Annotated in this window: 32 protein-coding genes and 1 pseudogene; 19 read left to right on the top strand and 14 right to left on the bottom strand. The window is 21.5% G+C overall.

All coding sequences use genetic code 4. The features are described 5' to 3' along the window. Positions 1-1,233 (top strand): hypothetical protein, encoded by a 1,233-nt coding sequence (locus tag ACXUB0_RS10510; RefSeq protein WP_458257693.1) that lies wholly within the window; start codon positions 1-3, stop codon positions 1,231-1,233. After that, on the top strand, positions 1,184-3,229 hold the full coding sequence (locus ACXUB0_RS10505) for a hypothetical protein (protein ID WP_458258431.1): 2,046 nt from the start codon (positions 1,184-1,186) through the stop codon (positions 3,227-3,229). Before ACXUB0_RS10510 ends, ACXUB0_RS10505 begins: the two co-directional genes overlap by 50 nt. On the opposite strand, the gene ACXUB0_RS10500 is transcribed toward ACXUB0_RS10505, so the two are convergent. From ACXUB0_RS10500 to ACXUB0_RS10490, 3 genes are all read right to left on the bottom strand, one after another. Then, on the bottom strand, positions 3,230-3,424 hold the full coding sequence (locus tag ACXUB0_RS10500) for a hypothetical protein (protein WP_458257696.1): 195 nt from the start codon (positions 3,422-3,424) through the stop codon (positions 3,230-3,232). It abuts the gene before it with no gap. A 244-nt stretch (positions 3,425-3,668) separates the two neighbouring features. Then, positions 3,669-4,292, bottom strand: coding sequence for a hypothetical protein (locus tag ACXUB0_RS10495; RefSeq protein WP_458258622.1), 624 nt, complete (start codon positions 4,290-4,292; stop codon positions 3,669-3,671). A 133-nt stretch (positions 4,293-4,425) separates the two neighbouring features. Further along, the gene (locus ACXUB0_RS10490) at positions 4,426-5,376 is read right to left on the bottom strand and encodes a hypothetical protein (RefSeq protein ID WP_458258621.1); all 951 of its coding nucleotides are present in this window, start codon (positions 5,374-5,376) and stop codon (positions 4,426-4,428) included. A gap of 73 nt (positions 5,377-5,449) precedes the next feature. Here ACXUB0_RS10490 and ACXUB0_RS10485 point away from each other — a divergent pair, with 73 nt between their 5' ends. Next, positions 5,450-6,610 (top strand): Mbov_0401 family ICE element transposase-like protein, encoded by a 1,161-nt coding sequence (locus ACXUB0_RS10485; protein WP_458257521.1) that lies wholly within the window; start codon positions 5,450-5,452, stop codon positions 6,608-6,610. Positions 6,611-6,805: 195 nt separating this feature from the next. Here ACXUB0_RS10485 and ACXUB0_RS10480 read toward each other — a convergent pair. Both ACXUB0_RS10480 and alaS read right to left on the bottom strand, forming a co-directional pair. Beyond that, positions 6,806-8,045: pseudogene (locus ACXUB0_RS10480) on the bottom strand (IS256 family transposase). 281 nt (positions 8,046-8,326) lie between these two features. Beyond that, entirely contained in the window at positions 8,327-11,050 is a 2,724-nt protein-coding gene (gene alaS / locus ACXUB0_RS10475) for an alanine--tRNA ligase (RefSeq protein WP_252320087.1), read from the bottom strand. 892 nt (positions 11,051-11,942) lie between these two features. Between alaS and ACXUB0_RS10470 the strand changes: the two genes are divergently transcribed. Then, entirely contained in the window at positions 11,943-13,274 is a 1,332-nt protein-coding gene (locus ACXUB0_RS10470; protein WP_458258620.1) for a hypothetical protein, read from the top strand. Between the two features lie 2 nt (positions 13,275-13,276). Here ACXUB0_RS10470 and ACXUB0_RS10465 read toward each other — a convergent pair whose 3' ends face one another. Then, positions 13,277-13,390 (bottom strand): IS3 family transposase, encoded by a 114-nt coding sequence (locus tag ACXUB0_RS10465; protein WP_458258790.1) that lies wholly within the window; start codon positions 13,388-13,390, stop codon positions 13,277-13,279. Between the two features lie 365 nt (positions 13,391-13,755). Between ACXUB0_RS10465 and ACXUB0_RS10460 the strand changes: the two genes are divergently transcribed. The 15 genes from ACXUB0_RS10460 to ACXUB0_RS10390 all read left to right on the top strand — a co-directional run bounded on the left by ACXUB0_RS10460 (position 13,756) and on the right by ACXUB0_RS10390 (position 18,328). After that, positions 13,756-14,244 (top strand): hypothetical protein, encoded by a 489-nt coding sequence (locus ACXUB0_RS10460; RefSeq protein ID WP_458258619.1) that lies wholly within the window; start codon positions 13,756-13,758, stop codon positions 14,242-14,244. A gap of 245 nt (positions 14,245-14,489) precedes the next feature. Continuing rightward, positions 14,490-14,666: a hypothetical protein gene (locus tag ACXUB0_RS10455; protein WP_458258618.1), complete on the top strand. Its 177-nt coding sequence runs from the start codon at positions 14,490-14,492 to the stop codon at positions 14,664-14,666. Beyond that, positions 14,656-14,838 (top strand): hypothetical protein, encoded by a 183-nt coding sequence (locus tag ACXUB0_RS10450; protein ID WP_458258617.1) that lies wholly within the window; start codon positions 14,656-14,658, stop codon positions 14,836-14,838. Before ACXUB0_RS10455 ends, ACXUB0_RS10450 begins: the two co-directional genes overlap by 11 nt. 2 nt (positions 14,839-14,840) lie before the next feature. Continuing rightward, complete coding sequence (locus ACXUB0_RS10445; protein WP_458257578.1) at positions 14,841-15,047, top strand: hypothetical protein; 207 nt, start codon at positions 14,841-14,843, stop codon at positions 15,045-15,047. A 15-nt stretch (positions 15,048-15,062) separates the two neighbouring features. Next, complete coding sequence (locus ACXUB0_RS10440) at positions 15,063-15,239, top strand: hypothetical protein (RefSeq protein WP_458258616.1); 177 nt, start codon at positions 15,063-15,065, stop codon at positions 15,237-15,239. Continuing rightward, a complete protein-coding gene (locus ACXUB0_RS10435; protein WP_458257580.1) occupies positions 15,239-15,601 on the top strand; it encodes an ERF family protein in 363 nt (120 codons plus the stop codon). The genes ACXUB0_RS10440 and ACXUB0_RS10435 overlap by 1 nt, the downstream gene beginning before the upstream one ends. Next, complete coding sequence (locus ACXUB0_RS10430; RefSeq protein ID WP_458257581.1) at positions 15,601-15,966, top strand: hypothetical protein; 366 nt, start codon at positions 15,601-15,603, stop codon at positions 15,964-15,966. The genes ACXUB0_RS10435 and ACXUB0_RS10430 overlap by 1 nt, the downstream gene beginning before the upstream one ends. A gap of 206 nt (positions 15,967-16,172) precedes the next feature. Then, positions 16,173-16,322 carry a hypothetical protein gene (locus ACXUB0_RS10425; protein WP_338987125.1) on the top strand — a complete coding sequence of 50 codons (150 nt, stop codon included), beginning with the start codon at positions 16,173-16,175 and terminating at the stop codon, positions 16,320-16,322. Continuing rightward, positions 16,315-16,518 carry a hypothetical protein gene (locus ACXUB0_RS10420; RefSeq protein ID WP_458257355.1) on the top strand — a complete coding sequence of 68 codons (204 nt, stop codon included), beginning with the start codon at positions 16,315-16,317 and terminating at the stop codon, positions 16,516-16,518. Before ACXUB0_RS10425 ends, ACXUB0_RS10420 begins: the two co-directional genes overlap by 8 nt. Before the next feature lie 208 nt (positions 16,519-16,726). Next, on the top strand, positions 16,727-16,888 hold the full coding sequence (locus ACXUB0_RS10415; RefSeq protein WP_458257583.1) for a hypothetical protein: 162 nt from the start codon (positions 16,727-16,729) through the stop codon (positions 16,886-16,888). Next, entirely contained in the window at positions 16,881-17,060 is a 180-nt protein-coding gene (locus ACXUB0_RS10410) for a hypothetical protein (protein WP_458257353.1), read from the top strand. Before ACXUB0_RS10415 ends, ACXUB0_RS10410 begins: the two co-directional genes overlap by 8 nt. Next, positions 17,053-17,220 carry a hypothetical protein gene (locus ACXUB0_RS10405; RefSeq protein ID WP_458258615.1) on the top strand — a complete coding sequence of 56 codons (168 nt, stop codon included), beginning with the start codon at positions 17,053-17,055 and terminating at the stop codon, positions 17,218-17,220. The genes ACXUB0_RS10410 and ACXUB0_RS10405 overlap by 8 nt, the downstream gene beginning before the upstream one ends. Further along, the gene (locus ACXUB0_RS10400; protein WP_458258614.1) at positions 17,213-17,737 is read left to right on the top strand and encodes a hypothetical protein; all 525 of its coding nucleotides are present in this window, start codon (positions 17,213-17,215) and stop codon (positions 17,735-17,737) included. The genes ACXUB0_RS10405 and ACXUB0_RS10400 overlap by 8 nt, the downstream gene beginning before the upstream one ends. Before the next feature lie 117 nt (positions 17,738-17,854). Continuing rightward, positions 17,855-18,037, top strand: coding sequence for a hypothetical protein (locus tag ACXUB0_RS10395; RefSeq protein WP_458258613.1), 183 nt, complete (start codon positions 17,855-17,857; stop codon positions 18,035-18,037). A 126-nt stretch (positions 18,038-18,163) separates the two neighbouring features. After that, positions 18,164-18,328 carry a hypothetical protein gene (locus tag ACXUB0_RS10390; protein WP_458258612.1) on the top strand — a complete coding sequence of 55 codons (165 nt, stop codon included), beginning with the start codon at positions 18,164-18,166 and terminating at the stop codon, positions 18,326-18,328. Positions 18,329-18,352: 24 nt separating this feature from the next. On the opposite strand, the gene ACXUB0_RS10385 is transcribed toward ACXUB0_RS10390, so the two are convergent. From ACXUB0_RS10385 to ACXUB0_RS10350, 8 genes are all read right to left on the bottom strand, one after another. Then, positions 18,353-18,850 (bottom strand): hypothetical protein, encoded by a 498-nt coding sequence (locus tag ACXUB0_RS10385; protein WP_458258611.1) that lies wholly within the window; start codon positions 18,848-18,850, stop codon positions 18,353-18,355. A gap of 517 nt (positions 18,851-19,367) precedes the next feature. After that, the gene (locus ACXUB0_RS10380) at positions 19,368-20,210 is read right to left on the bottom strand and encodes a hypothetical protein (RefSeq protein ID WP_458258610.1); all 843 of its coding nucleotides are present in this window, start codon (positions 20,208-20,210) and stop codon (positions 19,368-19,370) included. Positions 20,211-20,329: 119 nt separating this feature from the next. Beyond that, positions 20,330-22,264 (bottom strand): hypothetical protein, encoded by a 1,935-nt coding sequence (locus tag ACXUB0_RS10375; RefSeq protein WP_458258609.1) that lies wholly within the window; start codon positions 22,262-22,264, stop codon positions 20,330-20,332. Continuing rightward, on the bottom strand, positions 22,194-22,736 hold the full coding sequence (locus tag ACXUB0_RS10370; RefSeq protein ID WP_458258608.1) for a hypothetical protein: 543 nt from the start codon (positions 22,734-22,736) through the stop codon (positions 22,194-22,196). The genes ACXUB0_RS10375 and ACXUB0_RS10370 overlap by 71 nt, the downstream gene beginning before the upstream one ends. 44 nt (positions 22,737-22,780) lie before the next feature. After that, the gene (locus tag ACXUB0_RS10365) at positions 22,781-23,554 is read right to left on the bottom strand and encodes a hypothetical protein (protein WP_458258607.1); all 774 of its coding nucleotides are present in this window, start codon (positions 23,552-23,554) and stop codon (positions 22,781-22,783) included. Between the two features lie 2 nt (positions 23,555-23,556). Further along, positions 23,557-23,838, bottom strand: a complete 282-nt coding sequence (locus tag ACXUB0_RS10360; RefSeq protein ID WP_458257603.1) for a hypothetical protein — start codon at positions 23,836-23,838, stop codon at positions 23,557-23,559. 34 nt (positions 23,839-23,872) lie between these two features. Then, entirely contained in the window at positions 23,873-25,030 is a 1,158-nt protein-coding gene (locus ACXUB0_RS10355) for a hypothetical protein (protein WP_458258606.1), read from the bottom strand. A gap of 4 nt (positions 25,031-25,034) precedes the next feature. Beyond that, on the bottom strand, positions 25,035-26,807 hold the full coding sequence (locus ACXUB0_RS10350) for a hypothetical protein (protein WP_458258605.1): 1,773 nt from the start codon (positions 26,805-26,807) through the stop codon (positions 25,035-25,037). Positions 26,808-26,823 lie beyond the last annotated feature (16 nt).

Raw genomic sequence — 26,823 nt, 5'->3', positions numbered from 1 at the left:
ATGTTAGGTAGATTTTTAAGAAGAGATAAAAGCACTAATAATGAAGAAAAAACTAAATTAACTTTTTTAAAAGGTAAAAGTACACATGCTTCTATTTTAAGTTATTTTGGTTTTAATGATTTTAATCATGAAACATATTTTACTGATTTTGTAGCAGAAAATAATGCTAATTTATATAATGCTCCACTAGATATTAACAACGAAACTATTAAGCAGTATTTAATTCAACAAGAATTTTATAGAAAAAATTGAAATTCTATTTTTAAATTAAGTAAATTAGGAATTAGTGGTTATTTAATTTTTATTGCTAATGATGATTTATATTTTCAAGTAGTTGATATACAACAAAGAGTTTATGATATTACTGGTAAATTAATTCAATGTACTATTTTTTATGATAGTTATGAACAAAATGCACAAATTGTAAGATTATTTGAAATTTATACATTAAATAATGAACAAGTAACTATTAATCGTGCAATTTATAGTATTAGTGATAATAAAAAACAATTTCCACTAGATTTTAAATCATTCATTAATAATCCAAATTTAGAACAAGAACAAACACTAAATATTAACTATATACCAATAGCAATTATGCGAAATAAAGCAAATGAACTAGCAGATTGTAATAAAGTAATGGATAAAATTAAAGCATTAGATGTTATTTATGAACAAATTGTTTTAGATACAATTTTAAACTCACCAAAGTTTATTTTTAATTCAACTTATGGTAATGTAAAAGATTTATTAGAAGATGCTGTAAGAATATTAGTTACTAAAAATTATATTTTTAAAAGTGGTGGAGATAATAATGAACAAAATGAAAATATCAATATGACAAGTAGTAATTTTAAAGGTAAAAATTTAACTGATATATATGACTGAAATGTTAATGAAATATTTAAACGTTGTGGTATTCATATTCCAAGTCAAAAAAAATCTGCACAACAATCAGTTCCCGAAAGTACAGCTGTAAATATTTCAACTATTAATTATATTGAACAAAAATTATGACAATTTAATATTGATATTCTTAAATTTATTCAAATATTAGTACATTTAGATAAAGATTTATTAAATAGTAAAACATTTAATATTAATGATGAACAAGAAATTAATAATTTAACAGTTAAATTAAAATTATTTAATCCCGAAAATAACCAATTAATAGGAGAGAACAATGGAAAACAACAACAAACCACAAACGAAGTTTCCACAGAAACAAACTAAACTTAATCAAGCAGAAGTAGAAAATGATTATTTAATTGATAATATTCCTTATGACTTTACTAATATGATGAGAGCAACTAGTGACCCAGATATTAATAGAGCATACGATGAATTTAAAAAAAGAACAATTTATATTTATGAAATTGAACGTTTATTTAAAAATAATGAAAATAATAGTTTAAGATTTTCAGCAAATACTATTAAAATTGGTTTTATTGATATTGAAAAAGTATTAAAAACTACTGCTGCTGAAACATCAGACTTTACTATGCAATTAAATCAAAGAGCAAGTACAAATATTAATGATAATACTATTGAATATAGTATGACTGATATTAAAAATTTAATATTTCAAGAAATAAATTTATTAAATCAATTTAAGTTATATGCAGTTAGTATAAATGAACCATTAACTGAAAATAATATTGATAATTTATATATCATTAATAATTATTCACAACCTTATCAAAATCCAAAAACTAGAAGTACTAAAAGTATTACTATTATTAAAATTAAAGATTTTAAAACAAGAGATGGTTATCCAATTATTATTAAATTACAAAAACCATTAGATAAAGATACCAAAGTAACTGGTTTAAAAATTAAAGCCCCTAGAAGCATGATTTTTGGCAATATAAAGGTACTTGGTGAAGTTGACAATATGGAAGTATACCCAAAATTATTTGTCAAGGATAAGATAGCATTTCCATTATTATCAATGCCTATTGAAACTCAACCAAAAGTTAGAATTTTACAACAATGATTTAGCGAACAAATATTACCTTGAAATTTAGCAAAGCAATTTATAGGACAAGAAAAATCAGTTTTAGATTTAATTGCTATTGGTGGCGGAACTGAAACAAGAAAAGAAATTATTAATAATGCAAAAATAACATATGCTAAAATTGGTAAATATGATGGACCAGCACCAGTACCTAAAAAATTAGCTGATTTTGAAATGAAAAAGAATGAACAATATATATTATATAGTCATAGAGAACCAACCCCACCATATCCTAGTAAATATATTGCTATTGAATTATCACAGAACTTTAATTCAATTGAAATTGAAATAAATGATAAACCACCAATTGATAGTTTACAACAACTATTATTAGATATGCTAAGTTACACATATAACTATAATAGAAATTTTGAAGGTGCTACATATGATGATAAAACTGGTAAACCCAATAATGATATTGCAAAACTAAGAGCAAAATTTGAAGGACAAAAACCAGAAGATGTAATTACTAATTTATTTAAACAATGAGAATTAGATTATCCAAATTATATAAATTTAGAACAAGTAAAAATATTTAAACAAATATTTGTGATGTTATCAAAATATATTTATTCAAGTATGTCTATTAATAAAGGTTTAAATGATGATAATAAAATTTTATTGCCTTATTATTTTGAATTAAAATCAAAGCCAATACATCCAAATGAAAATAAAATTTGAGAATATAAAGATATAAAAGTTATATTAAAGTCTTCATATTTTGATTTTACAGATATAAATAATATTAAATTAAAAAACAATGATATTAGTCAAAATGAATTATTTAAGTTAGATGATAATCAATTCAACTGATTATCTATTACAAACGAATTAGAAAGTAATAACATACCATCATTAATTCCAGCAGATTGAACATTAGGTAATGGTGAATATGGTAAGTATTTTACAAGAGCAATTATTAGTAATAATAAAATTGAAAATATTTTAAATTTATATGGTTCTAATAAATCACAACTATTTTCTAAATTAGAATTTTATAAACAAATTTCACAAATTGATAATAATGGTAATTTGGAATTACAAATTGAAAACCCGATTAATAACTTAAATCGGATAGAAATTAGTGGCATATTTGGTTCTGGAAATTATGATTTAACTTTAATAACAGATAAACAAGAAATAAATTTAACTAATATTAATTTATTTGATAAATATAATGAAAATATTTCTTATATAAATATTGAAATTTAATTATTGAAAATAATTATCTGTATAAGTACCATCTCATTTTATATCTTCATCATGATGTTTAATTTTAGAAAAATATAATTCAGTTTTATTTGGACTATCTCATTTATTTCATCAAATAGTTGTTGTTCCTAATACTACTTCTCCATTGGGTTCTAAATAATGTTTAACATTAGTACCTATATTATGGGTAAGCACCCCCCATGATTAATCCTATTGTTCCAGTTGTTGCACCAGTTAGTGCTAATGCTAATGTTATTTTACTTAAATTTGTTTTTATTCATGTTTTCATAATAAATTTCTCCTTTTTTCCTTGATTTTACTTATAAATTGTACTGTTTTTGATTATTTTTACAAGTATGCTTTTAAATGCAAAATAACGCCTAAATTAAAGGCGTTTATTTTGTGATACCTATACTATTAATTATATGTAAATTGTTTACTATATAGCAAATGTGAAGATACTTTTTTTCACACTAGCATTATTTTTACCCCTAATTACATTTTTATATGGATACAAGGCATAAAATAATGCATCGTAAGGGTCTTGGTACATATTTTTATCAGGAATGTTAGTTTTGGTTTGGTCATAACGTAATTCTTCTAAACATTGAGTAGTTTTTGGTAAATCATTTTTATTAGCATAAAAGTTTCCATAACTCATAATATTTCTCATTCATACTACTCTATTAGTTAATCCGGCTTCTTGATTTAAATTTGAAGTATGTTTAATAGCAGTTTGTGTTATTAAAATAGTATTATGTTCATCTATTAATTTTTGATTTAATCAATCTATTGCTGTTCTTGCTTTATCATCATAAAAATAAATTGCTTGTTCAAAATTTTCAAAATTATCCATTAATCCTAAAATTTCATTAACATAACCATTAATTTTTTCATTTTCATTAACAAAATCATTTGGAGTAACTACTAATTCACAAATAATATAAGCATCATAATACCCAGTATTATTATATTCTTTAAATCCGACCACCATAAATACAGTATGGTCTTTGTGACCAGTTGCTCAATCAACACCAACTGAATAAAAATCAAATTTATACATATCTTTTTCTTGATTATAAAACTGTTTTAAATCATATGATTGTCAATATTTTACTGTTTTTTGAAAAGGAAAAATTGTTGCATCACTATCTAAAAATTCAAAACCATAATAAACAGTATTGAATTCATCAGGATTACTTTTTTTTCATTTCTAATAATGTTCTTTTTTGAATGTCAGGTAATTTATTTCAAAAAGGTTGAATAGTAAATCTTAAAACAAATAAACCTAAACCACTAAATATGTCTTTATTTTCATAGTAAACTTTACCAACTTTTTTAAGATTTTCAATTATTTCATCATTTAATGGTAAAAATGGCGTACAGTATTTTAAATAAAATGGGTGATATTTATCATAAGGATTACATGTAAAAGTAATAAAGAAACTTTTATAAAAATAACGAGTAATTAATTTTCCAAAAGTAGGACTATATATATTTTTATCAATAAAAGTTCAACTTCATTCTTTAATTGGTTCATTTGAAACTTTAATACGATTACTTCTAAACATAGAATTTTGTAAACGCTCATATCTATATGTTAATTGCTTTTCTGTTAGTGTTTCTTTTTCTTCTGCCATTATTATTTCATCAGTACGTGAACCCAAAAAACTTGACCCACCCGCTTCTTTTCCAAAAATTTTATTACCATTAGCATAACCAATAAAATCAATTTGTTGATTATTAGGAAAAATAATACATCCACCATCTTTGGTTATTTTTCATTTAATACCATGTGGATTATTAGGTAATAAATTAATATTATATGTATCTAATAAAACTTGACAAACATTCATTAATGCACCAATTGTCGTTTCACTATGAGTATTTTCATATCTTCTTACTTCTTGAACACTACTATCACTAAAATTACAACATATAAATAAATCAAATGCTAAACAGTTTCAAGTTTTTCTTGTTCCACGTGCAGTTGGTACAAAACGATAAAAACAATTAGTTGTAAAAAATTCTGCTCATTCATCACTAACAAATTGTTTAAAAATATCTCAACTAAAACCATAATTATTATCACTAAAATTAAGATTATATTTTTTATTCAGTTGTGCATAACTACTAATAAAAGGCATATTTTACTCCCTAATTTTTATAAGCAATACAATTAAATTATAACAAACAAAATTTAGAAAGGAACATTAAAAAATGTTTATATTACCATTCTCTAATCATTTTGATTGAGATAAACATGATTTTAATCAAGATGAATTAAGTTTAAAACAAACAGAAGAATTATTTACAAAAATAGATGATTATTTATGAAGTACCTGTGATAAATCTGAATATAAATCATATAGATTTAGAAAACGAAAATTAAAAGCAAAAAAAGGTTTATTAAATTATAAACGACGTATTTGTACAAAATATAACCAAAAAACACAAAAAAATGAATTTGTTTCATTGCTAGATAATTATCTTGGTGTTAAAAAATATAGTAAACTTGCACCTAATGTTATTAAACAAATTTTAAAGTATTTTGCTGATGGAAAAAAGTATCGTGATGTTTGTGATACTTTTATTGATGATTTAATAAGTACTAGTACAGTTTGTAGAACCTATCAAAAATTTCAATTACCAAAAGCTAATATTCCTAAAATAGTATTAGAAAAAAATCAAACTTTATATATAAATATTGATGATGGACATAGAAAATTTAAGTTTAATGAAAAACACAATACTAAAAATTGTAAAAAATGTTCTATGAGATTATTAGTATTTTGTACTGGTAAAAAGAAAAATGGAAAATTAATTAATAAAAAAGCAGTTTGTAAAATAAGAGTATCAAAAACAGAAATTGGTGCTGAAAAAACAGCACAATTAATTAAAAAACATGGTAATTTATTTTTTGAAAATTTTGAACAAGCAAATTTAGTAGTTTGTGGAGATAGTGCAAAATGAATTAGAAAAACTGCTACAATTTTAAATGCTAAATTTATTTTAGATAAATTCCATGCTTTTCATGTTTTATTTCTTGGTATAATGGCTGGAAGAAGAAAAAATAAAATTGCTAAATTACACTATCAAAATGCAATAACTTTATTTGAAAAAGGCCAATATTATGAATTAATTGATTTTTTACAATCATTAGCTTTACAATATAAAAAATTAAAAGTTGGTTATTTTATTAATGCAAAAGATGGTGTATTAAACCAAGCACTAGTTGAAAATATTGGTTGCTTTACTGAAACTAATATTAAACAAATTTTAAAGCATATGATTGGTGATAGAACCTATAATATTGATATGTATACAAAAATGGTTAATTTTAAATGCTATCAAATAAATACTACCATCCAGTTATTATAAATTAAAATTAAAGATTTTAAAAAACCAAAAATAAAATAAAACTTATTAAAGTAACTATTAATAAGAATTTTTGAATTATAAAAGTAAGTATTATTATTGACTAATATTTTACAAGTGTTAAGATTAACATACAATTGCATATTGAAGTCAAAATTATTCTCGTCTAACTTTATAATTTTAAGACAAATTTGAATATTATTGACAACATCGGTATGCTCCCTCAAATTTTATCATAAAATGAGCAATTGCTGTATTTCAATTTTGAATGGGCATTGTTCATTTTTTTGTTATATTTTCAATTGCTAAATAAAATATTTTCAATTCTTCCATATCATTAGGAAAAACTTTTTATTTCTGATAACTTTTCGTAATTGACTATTAACAGATTCAATAGCATTTGTGGTATAAATTACTCTTTTAATTTCTGTTGGATAACTAATAAAAACTATCAAATTTTCTCAATTTTTATATCAAGATTTAGCAATTTGAGGATATTGTTTATTTCACTTATTTTCAAATGTTTCTAAAGTCTGCATTGCTTGTTCTTCACTACATGCAGTATAAATTGGTTTTAAATCTGCAACTAGAGATTTTCTATGCTTATATGAGACATATTTCAAACTATTTCTAATTTGATGAACGATGCATAATTGATGTTCTGTTTTAGGATAAACTGATTGTATTGCTTCTGACATTCCTGTTAAATTATCACTACAAGCAATAAGAATATCATTTAAGCCTCGATTTTTCATTTCTGTGAAATTGGCTAATCAAAATTTAGAACCTTCATTTTCACTAATTCATAAGCCTAAAACATCTTTTTTACCTTCTAAATCAACTCCTAAAGCTATATACACAGATTTGTTAATAATGCGTTTATCTTGTCGTATTTTAACTACTATGCAATCAAAATAAACAATCGGATAAATACTATTTAATGGTCGATTTTGCCATGCTTTTACATCATCAATAACATCATCAGTAATTTGACTAATAACACTTTCACTAATATCAGCACCATGATATAACTCTTGTAATTGCATTCTAATATCTGATAATGTCATACCTTTTGCATATAAAGAAAGAACTTGTTGATCAAAACCATCAAATCTTCTTTGTCTTTTTGCAATTATTACAGGATTAAAATTACTATTGCGATCTCGTGGTACATCAATCTCAATTTTACCTTGTTGAGTTATTAATTTTTTTGAACTTATACCATTACGAGCATTGTCACTATTACTATGTTGATTCTTATCATATCCTAAATAATTTTGCATCTCAGAATTCAACATTTTTCTACTAATCTTTTTGTTAATTCTTTATACAAACCTCCCTCTTTAAAAACTGTTGTTAAATCTTCAGTATTTTCTAATAATAAATCTACTGCTTTTGATATTGGATCATTATTATTAATATTTTGCTTTTTAGCCATCTGTAATTCACTCTTTCTAGGTTTATTATAGAATTAATTAAACATAGTTATTTTTGTAAGTTACACAGATTACTAAACATTACCTTATTAATTAAAAAAATGTATTTTTTCTAAAATTATTATCACTACTATTTTTCTATATTTCATCAATAAGAAATTATAAAAAATTATGCAATTACTGTAATAATGTTATATATGATTGTAAAACATTATTGATGTTGAACATATATTATTGTATATCATATAATATTTATATAAATTAATACATATAAGCATTAAGTTTAATATATAATTTTATTAATTTCTTTTTCTGTAATAAACTTATCAATCTTCCCTTGCGCTAAGATTGGGCTACCGCCACCCTTACCATTATATGTTTTTAATATTTTTTGTAAAATATTATTACTTTGATACTGTTTATTATTATGCAATTCTTTACTTGAAGCAACTAATACTAAATATTCTTGATTATTAATTTTATTAATAAAAATAATAATAATATTTTGATATTGATTACGATAATGTTCAATTATTTCTCTTAATGTTTTAATATCTAAATTTTCAAAATTTGCAATTAATAGTTTATAATTATTTTCATTTTTTGGAACTAAAGTTAAATATTTTTTCACTATCTTCTGACGATTTAATTCTTCAAAATTAATTTGTCATTTTTTAAATAAACTATGTAATTCTAGTAATAACATTTTTCCTTTTCTTCAATCAGCAGCTACCACTTTTAAATTATTAATAGCATCATATATTTTTTCAATTTCTTCTTGCATACGGTTATCTTTATTTTTTTGATATTGAATAAATAAACTATTGCTTTGTTCTTTAATCATCATTATTTGTTGTGTTAAGTATTCATTAATAGTTTTTAATGATGTTAAAGCATGAATTCGATAAGAACCAGATCCTTTTGATTCAACATTAGTTATTAATAACTGTTCTACTTCTTGTGAATTATAACAATGAGTACCCCCACAAAGTTCAATTGAAAAATCACCAAACTTAATTACTCGAACTTTTTCTTCATATTTTTCACCAAAAAAAGCTAAAGCTCCAATTTTGATTGCTTCTTCATATGTACAATAAATAATTTCACAAGGATATTTACCTTTAATTCATTTACTTACTTGTTGTTCTATACTTATAATTTGTTCTAAAGTTAACATTTCATAATGACTAAAATCTAATCGTAAATATTGATAATTATTAAAACTTCCAGATTGCATAACATGTAAACCTAATAATTTTCTTAAAGCAGCATGTAATAAATGAGTTCCTGAATGATTTTTTCTTGTATAAAAACGATGTGAACTATTAATTTGTGCTTCAACAATTTCTGTTTGTGTTAATTCACCTTTTACTTCCACTTGATGAATATGCTGTTTTTGTGGTCCTTGTTGTACATCAATAACAGAGGCCGTTCCATTTTCTCCTTTGATAATACCATCATCAGATGCTTGCCCCCCCTTTTCTGCATAAAAAGGTGTTTCATTTAAAATTAAATAACCTTTTTCATTTTTTAAAAATTTTACCTCATGCTCTGATTTAAACATAAAAACAATATTTGTATTTATTTGTTCTTTATCATAACCAACAAAGGTTGAAGGAACTTTTAAATTAGTTAGTAATGAAGATTGAATTGTTAATGCTTGATGATTAATTCTTACTTTTCTTGTATTATCTTTACTGTTATCCAATAACTTTTGAAAACCTTTTAAATCAACAGTCGCATTTTCTTCATTTGCAATCTCTAATGTTAATTCAATAGGATAACCATAGGTATCAAATAATTTAAAAGCCGCAGTTGCATCTACTTTTTTATTATCTTTAATAACTTGTAATAATAATTGTTTTCCTGTTATCAATGTTGTTCAAAATTTTAATTCTTCGCTTTTAATAATATTAGTTACTAAATCGACTTTTTTATGTAATTCTTGATAATGTTGACCCATAACTTTGATAATAATTGAAACTAACTTAAACAAAAATGGTTCATTAATATTAAGTTTTTGTCCATATACAACAGCTCTTCTAATCAATCTTCTTAATACATAACCACGATCTTTATTACTAGGAAAAACACCATCACTAATTGCAAAAACTAAGCAACGAATATGATCAGCAATAATTTTAAATGCAGTATTAATAGTTTTTTGCTTAATCTCTTGTGTAAAATAATTATTGATATCATAACGAAAATTTGTCAATTTTTCACATTCATGAATAATATTTTGAAATAAATCAGTATCAAAGTTAGTTGGCACATCTTGTAAAATTGCTACTAGTCTTTCTAATCCTGCACCAGTATCAATATTTTTTCTTGGTAAATCAGTATAATTATTTTTGCCATCATTATTAAATTGTGAAAAAACAATATTTCAAATTTCAATATAACGATCATTTTCAATATCATCTTTTAATAATTTAATACCAATATTTTTAGGATCATATTTAATACCACGATCATAATAAATTTCAGTATTAGGACCACAAGGACCTTGACCCATATCTCAAAAGTTAGTAGATCTTGTACCTTTAATAATACGTTCTTTTGGTAATTTAATAATATTTAATCATAAATTATATGTTTCTTCATCTTCATTAAAAACTGTTACATATAATAAATTAGCATCTAAATTTAATCACTTTTTACTAGTTAAAAATTCTCATCCTCAAACAATAGCTTCTTTTTTAAAATAATCACCAATTGAAAAATTACCTAACATTTCAAAAAAAGTTTGATGTCTTGCTGTAATACCAATATTTTCAATATCATTAGTTCTAATTGCTTTTTGTGAATTTGCTAATCTTTTAGCAATTGGGGTTTGTCGTCCATCAAAATATGGTTTTAATGTAGCAACTCCAGAATTAATCCACAATAGTGAAGGATCATCATTTGGAACAAGTGATGCACTTTCTAAAATGTGATGATCATAACTTTTAAAAAAATTTAATCAAGTTGTTCTAACTTTATCTGTTGTTCATTTTATTGACATAATAATTTCTCCTCAAAATAATAAAAATTCCTATCAAAATAGGAACGTTTTTTAACGCGGTACCATCCTAATTCACTTACAAAGTAAATGTACTTAATTAATGATTAAAATTGTTAAATTAGGAGCTTCTAATTAATAATGGTTAAGTGCTTACACTATTCACTCTCGCTGAAAACTAATTATTATTAATTATACTTATCTAATTTAGATTAATATAAATATTAATTTCAATTTTAATATTAACCATAAATATTAGTTATTACAAGCAAAAAGATAAAATTATGAAATATTTTTATAAATTAAAAAGAAAAAAAATATTAATTATTAATTTAATAGAATAAAAATTACAAGAAAGATTTTTTCTATTTAATCAAAAATATAATTTAACTGGTATTTTTTTTATTGTATATTCATTTTTTCAGATATAAACTTTAGTTAAGATTTGCTTAGAGTAATTTTTAAAAAATAAAATTTAATAATAAATTTTATAAAATTAATTCATTTAATTCAATATTATTTACTATTTAATATAGTAACTAATTTAATATATTAATGCATTTTTTATATTTTTAAATCTATAATTTTGAACAAAAAAATATTTTAAGTAAATCTTGAATATAAAAAATAAAAATGATAATTAATTGAAATTTTACAATTAAATCTAGCATTAAAAATTTTATTAATTTATTAAAATTAATCTTTGTAAGAACAATAACTATTAAATTACTATTCATTTTTTAAAAATGAAATTTTAAACAACTGAATTTATTTATTATTTCAAAAAACAAAAAAATAATTTAATTTCTACTCTAAATTTGTGTTCTATTAACATATTACTATAAAAGGAGTCCAAAAATAAATCAAATTAATAAATAAAAAGGAGACAAATTTTATGTCAAGTAAACTAAATAATAATGAAATAGATAATACAATAAATGAATTTGAAGAAACTGAAGAGGAAGAAAAAGAAGAAGAAACTGAAGAGGAAGAAAAAGAGGAAGAAAATGTTGACACAGAATTAGAAAAAATTAAACAAGAAAAAGAAGAAATTCAATCTAAATTAAATGAAACACAAATTAAATTAGAAGAAGCTAACAAAGAAATCGAACAACTATTAGAAGAAATTGAAAACAGTAAAGATAGTGAACAACTACAAGAACTAAAAAATAAAATAGAAGAAACTAACAAAGCAAAAGAAGAAATGCAAACTAAGTTGAATGAAGCCAATAAAGAAATTCAAGCATTATTAAACGAAATTGAAAAAATACAAGAACTAAAAAATAAGTTAGAAGAAGCTAACAAAGAAATCGAACAACTAAAAGAACAGATTAATGGTAAAAAAAGTGATGAAGAACTAAAAAATATTAAAAAGAGAGAAGAATTAGAAAAAAAATTATCAAAAAAAGAACTAGAAATTGAAGAAATAAAAACTAATTCAGACACAATAGAAAATATTGAAGATCATATTGAAAAAAAAGAAGCAATTGAAAAACAAATACAAAATATTAAAGATCAAATAAATAAATTAATTGAAGAAGAAAAAAATAGAGTTCATTTAATCAATTGTCAAGATCTATTAAAACAATTAAATGATATAAAAGATTCAATAAAAAATAATTATGAAATGATAGAAAAACTTAATCAAAAAAATAATAATGATAAATCAAAACAAGAGTTTGATGAAACAATACAACAAGAAATTAAACAATTATTACAAATATTAGTGGAAAATGAAAATACTATTAATGAATACCAAAAGAAAATTGAAAATCTTAAAAATAATAAAAATAATTGTGATAAAGAAAATAAAGGAATTGAATTTTATCAAAATTTAATAAATGATAAAAATAATGAAATATTAAAAATTCACGAAAGAATTAATCTATTAAAAAATACTAAAAATTGTAATAATAATGAAAATGACATTAATTGTTGCAAAGAAATTAAAGAAAAACTAGCACAATTGGTTGATATAGAAGATGAAAAAATGAAAAAAATTGATCAAATTTATCAATGACAAAAAAATGAAAATGAAAAAGAAATTTGAAAAGAAATTGATGAACTAAAAAAACAAAAAGAAAATATTATTCCTGAAGAAATTAAAGAAAAAATATCAAAAATTGAAAATATAAATAATGAAATTCTTGATAATAATCACCAAATTTGTCTATTAGAAAAAGAACTAAATCAAGATCCAAATAATTGGAATGGCAACACTTTTTAGGACTATTTTTTGGTAGACACTTGTTCTTGATATTTGATAGGAGTTAAGTAGTTTAAAGTGCTGTGGATTCTTATGTTGTTGTATCAATTGATATAATCAAATAATTCTAATTTTAATTGGCCGAATAAAAAATTGGTATATTTTATAAAAATGACATGAGAGATAAAACTCTCATTTTTAATTGTTGAACAATTATAATTAATTATTTTGATAAATCTGTACTTTATTAAAGTAATTAATTATTACATAACTAAATAAAAATTATTAAAGGCTATAGTGCAGATATAACTAATAGTAATTTTTGTGTTGCTCTTTTAAAACTTGATATTTTTGGTTCCCTTCCCCTAGAACCCCTACCCTCCAAGGCTTTGCTACTTACAGTAGCATAAGCCTTACGTATAGTAGTAGAAGTATTTAGTTAGTAGTATATAAGCCTTTTATCACTGTAGGTGATAAGGCTTATACGTAGAAAGGATTCGTAATGATTAATGTTAATTTAGATATTAAAAATAAAGTAAGAGAAACAACTAAAGGTATGTTATTAGAAATTGGTGAATATGAAACATGATTTCCTATTAAAGATACTATTATTAATCAAAATAATAAAAAAATAACATTAAAAATAATTGAAGATTTTAATTATAAATTAGGTAAAAAATCAATTACAAAAGATATTGAAAGTATTAAAGGTAGTGAAATTTTAAAATATATAAAAAATATTTCAGATATTACTACAAATGAAAATAAATTAATATCTTGTACATTTTATGAACAATATAATGGTTATTATATTTTTACAAATGATAAAAATCAAGAATGTTTTGAATATAACATTACATGAGAAAAAGATATGAAAAGTTTTAAAATAAATAATCCATATAAAGATAATGATTTAGTAATAAATTATATTGTTACACCAATGAAAGATATAAATACTCATAATGAAAAAATATTTTATTTAAAGTATTAAAGGAAATTAATATGTTATTAAATGTTGAAAAAATAGAATTAATTAAAAATTTATGTAATGAAAAATTACTTAAAAATAAAAAATATATTGAAATACAAGAAATATTAAAAATTATAGAAAGGGATTAAAAATTATGGAATGTAGAGAATATAGAATTAAAGGTTCATGTGATATATGTAATAAAAATTCATCATTTGCAAATAGAACTTGTAATAAATGTTTTTATAAATTAATTGGTGAAAAAAATGATTAAAAATCCACCTTTAGAATATATTAATGACAGAATTAATCAACATAAAGAAAATATTAAAGAATATAAAGAAGAAATTGAAAAATTACAAAATTTTATTAAAGCAAATGAAATTAGAATGACTGAATTAGAAATAATAAAAGATAAATTGGAATTAAAAAATGAAATGTAATATTCATAATGAAAAATATATATGAATTAGTGAATTAGATAATAGTTATTATTGTAATAAATGTATTAATGACATGATTGAAGAAGATATGTTTTTAACATCAAATAATTGAGATTCTTTATATGAATATTATATTAATGAATTACAATTAGAAAATTTTAAAGGAGTGTAAATATGAATAGATTAGAATTAGAAAATGCAAGAAAATTAATAGAAAAATTTGAAGAATTACAAGAAGAATTTAATAGTAAATATGAATATTTTGAAGTTGAAATTGATAATGATGGTGATTTAAAAATTCATAATGATTATTTTATATATGAAGATGTAAAAAAATTAGAACAAGTAATTATTGATTATAAAAGAATTTTTAAAGGTTAAAGGAGATGAATAAATATGACACCTAGAAATAAAATTTCAAAAAATAAAATATTATTAAATAATTATATAAAAATTCGTGTTTCTGATATTGAAAAACAAGAAATTAAAGATTTTTGTCAAAGTAAAAATATTACAATTACAAAATTTATAAGAGGTTTAATTAAAAATGCAATAAGAAAGAGTGATAAATAATGAATAATTTATATAAAAAAATACTTAAATTACAATTAAAAATTGGTAGTACACCTAAAAATGGTTTTAATAAATTTGGTAATTATAAATATTGATTATTAAGTGATATTTTTAATAAATTTAAATTATTATGTGAAGAATTAAATATTGTTATTACACATGAAGATATATTAACAACTGATAGAAAAATTAGTTATTTAGATAAAAATGAAGTAGAAATAACTTATTTTAAAAGATATACAATTATTGATTTAGATAATGATAAAGAAATTAAATATTTTGATATATTAGCATGTGCTAAAAATACAGATATAGCAAAAGCAAAAGGTAGTGCAGAAACTTATGCTTATAGATATTTTTAATGAATTTATTGTTATTAAGTGAAGATGAACTTGACCCAGATAATGATAATGTTAATTTAATACAAAATAATAATAAATCACAAAATAATTATATTAATAATAATGTAAAAATACAAAATGAAAAATGAGAACCAAGTGAAAAACAATTAGATTATTTTGAAAAATATATGATTACAAATACAGTTTTATTTGATGAATGTATCAGAGAAGATATGGAAAGATTAAATCCAAATAATAGTAAAGATTTTTTAATATTAATGGGTGAAAATTATTTAAAAAATTTATTTAATAAATTTAAAGAAATTCGTGAAAGATTTAAAAATATAAAATCTAATAATAAAAATGAGTATAGAAATTATGAATAAATGTAAATATTGTAATAAAAGAATTTGATTAACTAATTATTGATGTATGAATTGTTTAGAAATATTAATTATGAATTTAAATAAAAATAAGGAGAATAAATAATGGGATATTGAACAAAGTATAAATGTGTTTTTTGTGGAGAAATAATGATTGGTGATGAAGAAAATATTGAACATGTAAGAGAACATAGAAAGGGTATTAGATAATGAAAAAAGAAAATAGAGTTAATAAAAGTGTATTACGTAAATATATAACAGATTTAATGTTTAAGTATAAAGATAAAGCAGATTCAATATTAGTTTTACATGAAATATTTTTATGATTAAATGAAAGTTGAGTTGATAATAATGAATAAACCCTTTGATAGTATTATATGTTCACTGGAAATACATAAAGATATACAAAAAAGAACAATTAATGAATATAAAGAAAAATTAATTATTTTTCTTAAAGAACAAATACAAGATGAATTAGATAAAGGTGATGATGGAATACTATATATTGATGCTTTTGAGTTAATTAAAGATTTAGAAAATGGAGACATTTGATAATGAATAAATTAAAATTAAATTCTTTTGAGAAGTGAATAGAAACAAATACCAAATTATATTGAGATGAAAAAGAAGAAACATTTAAAACTAATGATAATAAAAATTAAAAAGAATAATAAATGTGGTTATGGTAGAGTTTATGCCCATAAATGTAATAACTTATGTAAGCAAAAACAAAATAAAAGAGTTAGAAAAGAAAGGTTAAATTATGAATAAAGAAAAAATAATTAATTATCTTGACAATGAATTTATGGAATTACTTAAAGATGATATTAGTGATGAAATTAAAATTAATATTAGTAATTGGAAAATGAAATTAATAATGAAATTACAAGAAAAAATAGAAAATGGAGAATTTGATAATGAATAAAGAAAAATTAATTAAATATTTAAATAAATATTATAAAAATATGGAAACTGATTATGGTTATCATTTTATGGAATTTAAAAATGAACAAGATAAATATACACATTACGGGATATTATTAGCAATTAATACTATAAAAGAAAAAATTGAAAATGGAGACTTTGATAATGAATAAAGAAAAATTAATTGAAAATATGAAAAAAAGAATAGATTTTATTACTGAAAAAATAGAAGACTCAAAAAGTAAATTTGAAATAAATAAACTTTTTAATAGACTTTATGAATTAGAAAAGTGATATGAAGCTATTATAAATGGAGAATTTGATAATGAATAATTATTTACTTTCAATTGACCCAAGTATTAAAAATACTGGATTTACTTTTTGAGAAAATAGAAGACCAATATTAGTGAAAAGTTGTAGTTTTAAAAAAAATAGTAACAATTTTATAAATATAACTAATGTTTTATATGAATATTATTATTTACGAAATTTACGAATTAATATTTTTTATGAACATTTAAATTTAATTATTGAACGTGGTACTTTTCATTCAAAAAATGGTATTGGTTATGAAACTCAAGAACATTTAAGAGGTTTTATTGCTGGACAATTTAATAAATTATTAACAAAAAATATGTTAATAAGTCCTTCTTCATGAAAAAAATGATATAAAAGTCAATCATTTATAAATATTTTAATTAATGATGAATGAGATAAAGAAAGTTCAATAAGACTAGCAACAGTATTAATTGAACAAAATAACTGAAATATAACTATATCAAATCATGATGAAGCAGATAGTTTATTAATTGGTTGATATTATTTAAATAAGAAGAATAAAAATGACTAAACAAGATATTTTAGAAATAATAGATAAATTAAAAGAATTAAAAAATTTAAATGGATTAACTATTAATATAAATATTGAAGATATTAATATAGAAAATAATTAAGGAGTATTTGATTAATGCAAAAACAAAAACAAGAAAAAGTATTACTTAAATGTATTGTTAAAGATTGTAATAGTAAAGTATTAGTTACTTTAAAAACTTTAAATATAGAAGATAGTGCTGTTCAATTTTTTAATATGTGTTTTTTTCATAAAAAACAATTTAAAAATAAAATAAAAGAAATTAAAAATAAGGAGTAAATAATGGTTTGATGAGAAATATTAACTATAGTATCAGTATCAGTAATATTATTTTTAATGATAATTTCAGTGCTAACAGATGTTATAACTAAAATTATTAATTATTGATAATTAAAGGAGTAAATAATGAATAAAGAAATTGAACAAAAAATTATAGAATTTACTAATGAAATAAGTAATAAATTAAATAAAACTGAACAACAAGTATTAAATAAAATTATAAATAATTATATAAATTTAAGTAAAACTTTAAATAAAATGGCAGATAAACATAAAAAAGAACATAAATAATATTAATTATTATCCTTAATTTTTTTAAGGATTATTTTTTATTAATAAACTTATTGCTTCTCTTAAATATTTCATTTTAATAAATAAATCAAATAAAAAAATATTTAGATTAGAATGTTTTTCACATTTATCAAAATTTAATCCTTGAATTAAAAAAATTTTATCAATTTTTATTTTTTTTCAATTATTACAAATGTGAAAATTATTAGAATTTTCTATATTTTTTTCAGTGAATTTTAAACATTTATTTTGTAATTCGCTTAATTTTAGTCATTTTTTATTAAAAGAATTGGAACAATAAGTGCAACCTTGTAAAATTTTAATTGTTTTATATTGTTTAACTTGTAAATTACCTAATTCTTCTATAAGATTTTTAACTTCTGTTTTATTTTTAAAATTTACTATTGAATTATTTATTTTTTTAAAATTTATACTATTATTTACATTGTCAACATTTCCTATTTTGTTATTATTTATATCATTATCTATTGTTTTATCTTTTCTTCACTTAAATTTAAACATTATATACACCTAAAACCTTATAATTAATTATTTTATAAAATAATTATATAAATTAATTTAATTTTTATCAATATAAAAAAGTTACCAATAAGGTAACTTTTTAATTAGGTGCCAACCTAATTATAGAATAGAAATGAAATAAATTGATATATACAACTTACCTTTTCTAACCCCTTAGGTAAGTATTTTTATATTATACATAAATATTTAAGATTGTGGGGAAATATTATTTTGATTAGAACTTCTTTTGAAAATATCTAAAAATTTAAAATTTGGATTTTCTTTTTTAAATATTTTATTTGCTCAAAATAAACCAAAAAAGCTTAAAGATATGAACATAAGAAATATACCCATTTTTTTGTCTATGACATAAATCATGACCTTTACATGTAATTAATAATAAAAATACTAATCCAAACATTACTGAAAGTATTATTAAATCTGCTAATCATAGTTCAATCATATTTAAACTTCTCCAAATCATAATATTTAAAATTATTATAATTATATACTATTTTTATCTTGCATTTAAAATTATTTTATAAATACTTGCTATTTCTTGATTTGTATATATTTTGGCATAAGAATTTTCACCAAAATCTATAATAGTTTCTACATGACCTTTACAAGGTGTAACAAAAATATTAATTTTTCAATTTAAATTATCGTTTGAATTACTTAATATATCAAATCCAATTGGATTGTTATTATTAAATCTTGATTCAATACCAGCAATTACTGTGAATTCATAAGTTACTAAATTATATTGTGATTTATTACCTTGATAATAAGCATAAGCATATCCAGAAGAATGGTTACCAATTTTACCTTTTTCAAAATGCTTTTTTTTCTCAATATTAGGTATTGATTTTGAAAATATTAAATCTTTTAAATTAATTTCAATTGAACTAGTTAATTCTTTTGCTGGATTAAAACTTTCTTTAGTGTCATAACCACCACCATGTTTATTACTTATAGAATTTATATTATAATTATAATAAATAGTTATTGATTTATAATATCTTTTTAAATCATTAAAATTGTTAATTAATAATGTTGGGTCTAGTTTTGATTTAATATCAATATTTATGTTTTTAGAAATTGGACTATTAGTATTAAATCATTCATCAGTATTATCAGTAATAGAATTGTTAGGAGTGGTTACTAATGGTATATCTTTATAATTTAATTCTATTTTTAAATCTGGATTAATAATTATTGATTTTGCTATATTTTGAGGACTTGGTGGTAATATTTTTGCTGGATAACTAAATGTAGTTTCTTCACTTTCTTCATATTCATCATGATTTAATTTATATAAAGTTGTTCAATTAAAAGCATTACCAGTCAAATAACCCATATTATTATAACGAAATTGAGCAACTGATATTTCATTATAATCACCTTGATAAGTAAAAGGATTATCACTATAAAATGTATGTCTTTCTTCACCTTGATGTAATGATTGAGTTACAATTGTTAAGCATAATTTGAACCATCAATTACTCCATTACTTGTTGGATTTCATTGACATTCAGTATCTTCATTTGTAAAAGGACTTGCTATATCTAAAAACTCTGTATCTTCTGCTAAAATATAAACTTTATTATTTTTCTTTTGTGATAAATCAACTGTTGATATTTGTTCTTTTACAGTTAATTTCTTACCAGTAGTAGGGTCTCATGGATATACTGATACTCTATCACTTAATTTCATTGTCATAGCAGTTGTTGAAACATTTGCACCTAATAATTTACCAATAGTAAAATCATTATCATTTGTAAATGCATTTAAAGGAATTAAACCACCATTACCAATAATACTTTCTAAATTACTTGTAAAAAATGCACTCATAAAACCATTAAAATATAACATTTTTTTATATTGTTGAACATTTTGAGTAATAACTCAACTACTTCAAATACCTAATGTTAAAGCATTTAATAATTTACCAATTAAAGGAATATCACTTAAAGCAAAAGGTAATCATTGATTTGAATCATAAGGCATTTGTATTAAAGGACTAAATACTACACTATTAAAATTTAATATTGCTGACATATATTTTTGACTTATTTTTGAATAATCAACAGTTGGACTTCCTATAATTAATCCAGATTCTGGGTCTTTATATTTAAAATTACTACTCATATCTACATTATAATTACCCGTTAAATTATTTATATTTCATTCACTATCTCAAAAGAATTTTGCTTCTCCAATTGCTGTACCATTACTTTTTGTTGCTTTATCTTTATCAAATGCTAACATACCTTTAAAATCTTTTGTTACAAATAAATTATCTTGAAAATTTAATGAAGTTTTTAATCATTCTGTAAAATTTTTAAAATTAGTAAATCCAGTAGGTTTTGCATCCATAATATTATAAAATGTAGTTTCTGGATGACTACTTGTTGTTATTTTATCATTTATTCCAGCAAGTAAACCACCATTAGTTTTAATATTAGTTGTAGATTTTTCATTATTACCAGCAATAAATAATCTTCTTGAAGCAAATACTTTACTTTCAAATATTTCTTCATTATTTTGTTGAATAGGTTCTTGACCTTGAATTATTGGTCTTCCATAATAATAACAACTTGATAATAATTCTAATCCATAACTTTGTCTATGACTATATCTTACTCCTATATCACGCATTAAAGTACGATTTAATGTTACTTTTCCTTGTTGAATAGTAGGGAAAGCATAACCACTACCCGGGCTTGCATATTGTACAAAATCAAGTGTATTTTGACCACTTACAACTACTCTATCATTTAAACTACTAAAAGTTAATACTTGCATACTAAATGCACCATTATAAGGACTATAATAATTTGTTACATTTGAAATATATAATAATTGTCTATCTTGATTTTTACCACTATTACCACCAATATTTTCATTTTCATCATTAAATACAACAAAAAATTGTAAATAATCATCAATTGTAATATGTTCTTCAAACATTACTAAAGTATATTGTCTTTTTGTTTGTACTGTTTTAAATATTTGATTATTTGGTAAATTACTAAAATCAACACCACTTGTATCATCAATTAAATAAGCATTTCAATAATCACCTATTTTATATTGTTTTGTATAAAATTCATCTTGACCATTAACTTTATGTGTTTCTTCATTAATTTTACCTTTATTTTTTTGATATATTTTTGTACTATTTTTCCAAATACATACAACTGGAGTAGTACCAGTTAATATTAATTCATATTGACCAAAATCACTTATTTTACTATTAATTGGTTTATAACTATTTTCAGTTAAAGGTATTGCACCATTATTTATAACAAATGGAAATATTTTTCAATAACTACATCTTTTAATTAGCAATTGTTGTCTTTTTAATTGAAGATGTAGATGTTTCATTAATTGAATTTGTTGATGTATCATTTTCTTTTTCTCCTAATAATTTAATTTCTTCTTTATCTTCTTCCATTATTTCTTTATAATGTTTTTTTGCTTGTTGTTTTGTTACTTCATCTAATTCAGCAATAGCTTGTGTATATGATAATGTTCTATCTGCTAATCTTTGACTAATCATTTCTTGTTTTAATAATTGGTCAGTCATAGCAATAGGTAAAAATTTAAAACTATAAGGTCTATCACCTTTACCATTTCATAATTTTTCATAAATTAATAACATATCAAAAAATCTATAAAAATAATATGAATAATGACTTATTTTAGTTTCAGTAGTTTCCATATCATTTTTATTATTAAATAATGATTTAGTTTTATTTTCATAATTTACACCACTAAATTCACTATAATCATAACCTGCACCATTTCATATATCTTTTCCTAAATCATCTTTATCTAAAATATAATTACTAGCTTTAAAATCACCTTGTATAACTTCCATACCACCAGCACCAGATTTATTATAGCCAGCAGTACCAACATTAACTACAATATTTTTTTAGGATTATCAATAATTTTTCCATGTTCAATCATATCTTTAACAGTTTTATTATCAAATGCACCAAATAAAGTTGTAACATTTAATTCTCTATCAACATTTCTTTGAGTATATGATTTATGATAATATTCAATTAAATTTCAAACTGGATAAGTATCTGGATATGCATTTAAAGTTGTTGAATTACCATAAAAATTAACCATTGGTAAATTTGTTATTTCTAATATTGGTAAATAATTTCAAGGATTTTTAATTTCATAACTATATTTTGGAGTTAAATTAGGTTTTAATTTTGTATGTGCTGTTCCTAAAATAATTTCTTTTTCATTTTTATTATCATTTTTATAAGTTTCAAATCTTATTTTTCCATTTTCAGCAATTACTCAAGTTAAAGTTGCACTATCTGCTTGTTCATTTATAAAAAAGAATTCTGCACATTGTTCTTCTTCATTATATTTAGCAACTCTACCAGCAAATGAATTAGGTAATACTTTTAAACTTGTACTGTTATCTTTATAAATAATAGGCATTATATATACTTTTCCAAGTAAACTTTCTTGAATTCCAAATTTATATAATTTTTCAAATCATTTATCACTAATAATTTTATTAGTAAAATATTTTAAAATATTATCTTTTTCACTATCAAATAATAAACCTTTACCTAATCATAATTTAGTTGATTTTTGAGCAATTCTCATAGGAATATTACTATATCATTCTCTTTTATTACAAGAAAGATATTCTAATGGATTATTCATTTTTATCACTCTCCAAATTTATTTTTATTAATTAATAATTCATTATCAATATTATTAATTAATCATTTCATTTTATGCATTGAAGCATACATTCTTGCATCTCAACAATTATCATATAAATCAAGCATTTGTGGTTCATTATTTGAATTTTCTAATTTAGATTTTGCTAATCATTGCATTTTTGATAATTCTTCATGTGTATTAGGACATTTTTTTCAATTAATACTTAATATACCTTTAATCATACAAATAGTATCTCAATCAATTCTATCTCTTAAATACATTGTAGTTTTATCTACTGGAGTAAAATGTAATCAATTAATTCTTCTTTTTTTCTACTTCTTTTTTTAAAATATCAATAACTGCTAATCCACCACTACCATAATCAACATAACAAGTAAAACCAAATTTCATTGCTTGAAATTTAATACTTTCATCTAAATAATAATCAATAATATTATTTGCTAATTCATAAGTATCTTTAAATTTCATAATAGCATTACTATGATAAAATTCACTTTCTTGATGTATTCTTCTAGTTTTTTCATTTTCACCAATAAAACATAAAACAGCAACAGTAGGATGAGCTTGTGAACTTGTAGCAAAACCTAAATCTAAACCACCAACTATTTCATTAACATTAAAATCTAATTCAGTTTTAAGTTTATCAATATATCTTGCAAATATAGAACCAGTTAAAACACTAGGTATACCATAATATCAACTTTGTGCTTTAATAGGGTCAAGTATTTTTAATTCTTCTAAATCATTAATTTTATCTTGTTTTAAATTATGTTCATTTAATTTTCAATTTGAATAATGAAATAATTTAAAAATATTATTATCAAATACTGATTTAATTTGTTCATTATTTTCTTTCATTAAATCTAAATTAAAAGGTACTATTTTATTCATATATTCAATAAAATATTGATAAATATTATCTGGATTACAACTTCTAATTTTAATATGTTTTTTAGCATTACCTAATGCAAATGTAATTGCTTGAAATTCTGCTTGACTAAATTCATTTGCTTCTTCTTCTCATTCTATTGATAAATCAAAACCTTTTATTTCACTTCTAGATAGCCCTTTTAAAGGTATTCTATCATTACTATTTGAATATACACCCATTACTCTAATAAAAGATTTAGTTCCTTTAAATCTAAAATATGCTTGTTTATTTGGATATTTTAAATTAAAGTCTACATAATCATTAAATCCAGAAGAAATAAATGCTTCATATATTTCTTTTGTTAATTCATTAATATCTTTATTTAATTTTCTAAATCCATAAATAGCAATTGATTTATTAACTTTAATTGAAATTGCAATTAATATTGCTAATTCTTCTGCAATACTATATGTTTTACTTGAATATCTACTACCACTTAAATTATATTCACTATGAGTAAAATCACTTTTATTTAATAATCAATAACTAATTTCATGCAAATAAGTAAATTCTTTATTCATAATATTATTCCTGCAATTCTTCTAATTTTCATACATTACCTTTTAAATTACCTTTTACAGTATAAATAGTAATCAATTTTGCATGTTGAACTGATAAAATTACTATATTAGCACTATCATTAAAGATTTGTATTTGTACACCAGCAATTTTTTTATCAGTTATAATAAATTCTTGAATAGTATAAACTGGATTATATATACTTCAAGAATAATAAACTCTATAATGTTTATTCTCTTGAAAATCATAAGTAATTTGTCAATTATCTCATTTATTTTTTTCTCTTGTTCCTACTTCTTTTCAATTTGAACCACTTGGACTTGGTTGTGGTTGTTTTTCTAATATTTCATTAATTGCTTGTAATAATTTTTTATTTTGAGTTTTTAATAATTTATATTCATTATTTTCTAATAAATCTCTACAAAGTAATGAATTTTCTTCATCATTTAGTAAAATTTCATTTGTTTCAGTATTATATTTAAAATAATCATTTGAAAATTTTTTATCTTTTATTTTTTCTTTTAACTCATTAATAGCACCAACAATAGTTTTATCTTTAGTTTCTAAATTAGGAATTTCAGTACCAAAAGTATTGAGAACAAAAGCATATTGAAATTGTTTTTTATCTATTTTATCTTCTAATTCTTTATCTACTTCTTCTTTTTTATAATAATCAGTTAAATCTGGGATATTTTTATTTAATGTTCTTAAATTAACAGCATCTTGTGGTTGTGTAGGGTCTGCTATATAAACAATTCTAGTATTATTTGAAGTAATAATTCTTTTTTCTTTAGGTTGAATAATATTAGGCGAATTAGGGTCTATTAATCATAATGATTCACCACTACCGCCAGTAGCACTAATAGTATTAGTTTCTTTATCAATCTTAATATTTTCACCAGCAATTAATTTATCTTGTTTTTTATCAACATATTCTTTATTGGTTGCATCAGTTAAAAATGTAGGTGTACCAACATCAATTATTCTTTTATCATTAGCACTAATACCTTTATCATCTTTGGATTTAATAAAATTAGTATTATCTTTATCAACTTCTCATAATGAATTACCACTAGTAGCACTAATAACTTTCTTTTCTTGACCTTCTTTACCATCTACTAATTTCATAGTATCATTACTAAAATATTTAGTAAATAATTCAATTGTTGTTAAATTATCAAATGATTTAATACCAGTAGTATCAATTCATAATTCAGTTCCAATTAAATGTTTAGGATGTTTAAGATATATTTTTACTCTTGTATCATTTGTTTTTAAATTTATTAATTCTAAATATCTGGTTAAAGGACTATCTTCAGCAAAATTACTAAAAAAATTACTAAAAAAATCATATCTTTTAGGTAAAACATCTAAATTAAAACCAGTAATATTTGGATATTCTTTAATTTTTCTTAAACAATTAAATACTTCTGAAACAATATAATAAGGTTCATTAGGATTATTTTCACTATAAGTCATACCACCTTGACTAATACTTGATTGACCACGAATATAATTACTATCTTTTGTTAATAAAAATCTAACATAATATGCAGTAGCAGTTTGTATTTCATCAGTAAATTCTGTTAATGTAGTTTCTGGTCATTTTTTTGAAATAGAATGTCCACTTAAATAATCAATATTATTACTTGCAACTGAAATAGCAAATCAAATTTCATTATCTGGTGTTGTTGTATCATCAAATTCTAATTTATTAAAACCTTTTCAATTTTTAAATTCTTCAATTGTAATAAACATTAATGGGTCTTTAATAGCCATAATAATTTACTCCTTA

It is taken from the genome of Spiroplasma endosymbiont of Dactylopius coccus, from assembly GCF_977110965.1.
Note: the sequence above shows the minus strand (reverse complement) of the source record. Positions and strands in the feature narration are given on the sequence as shown.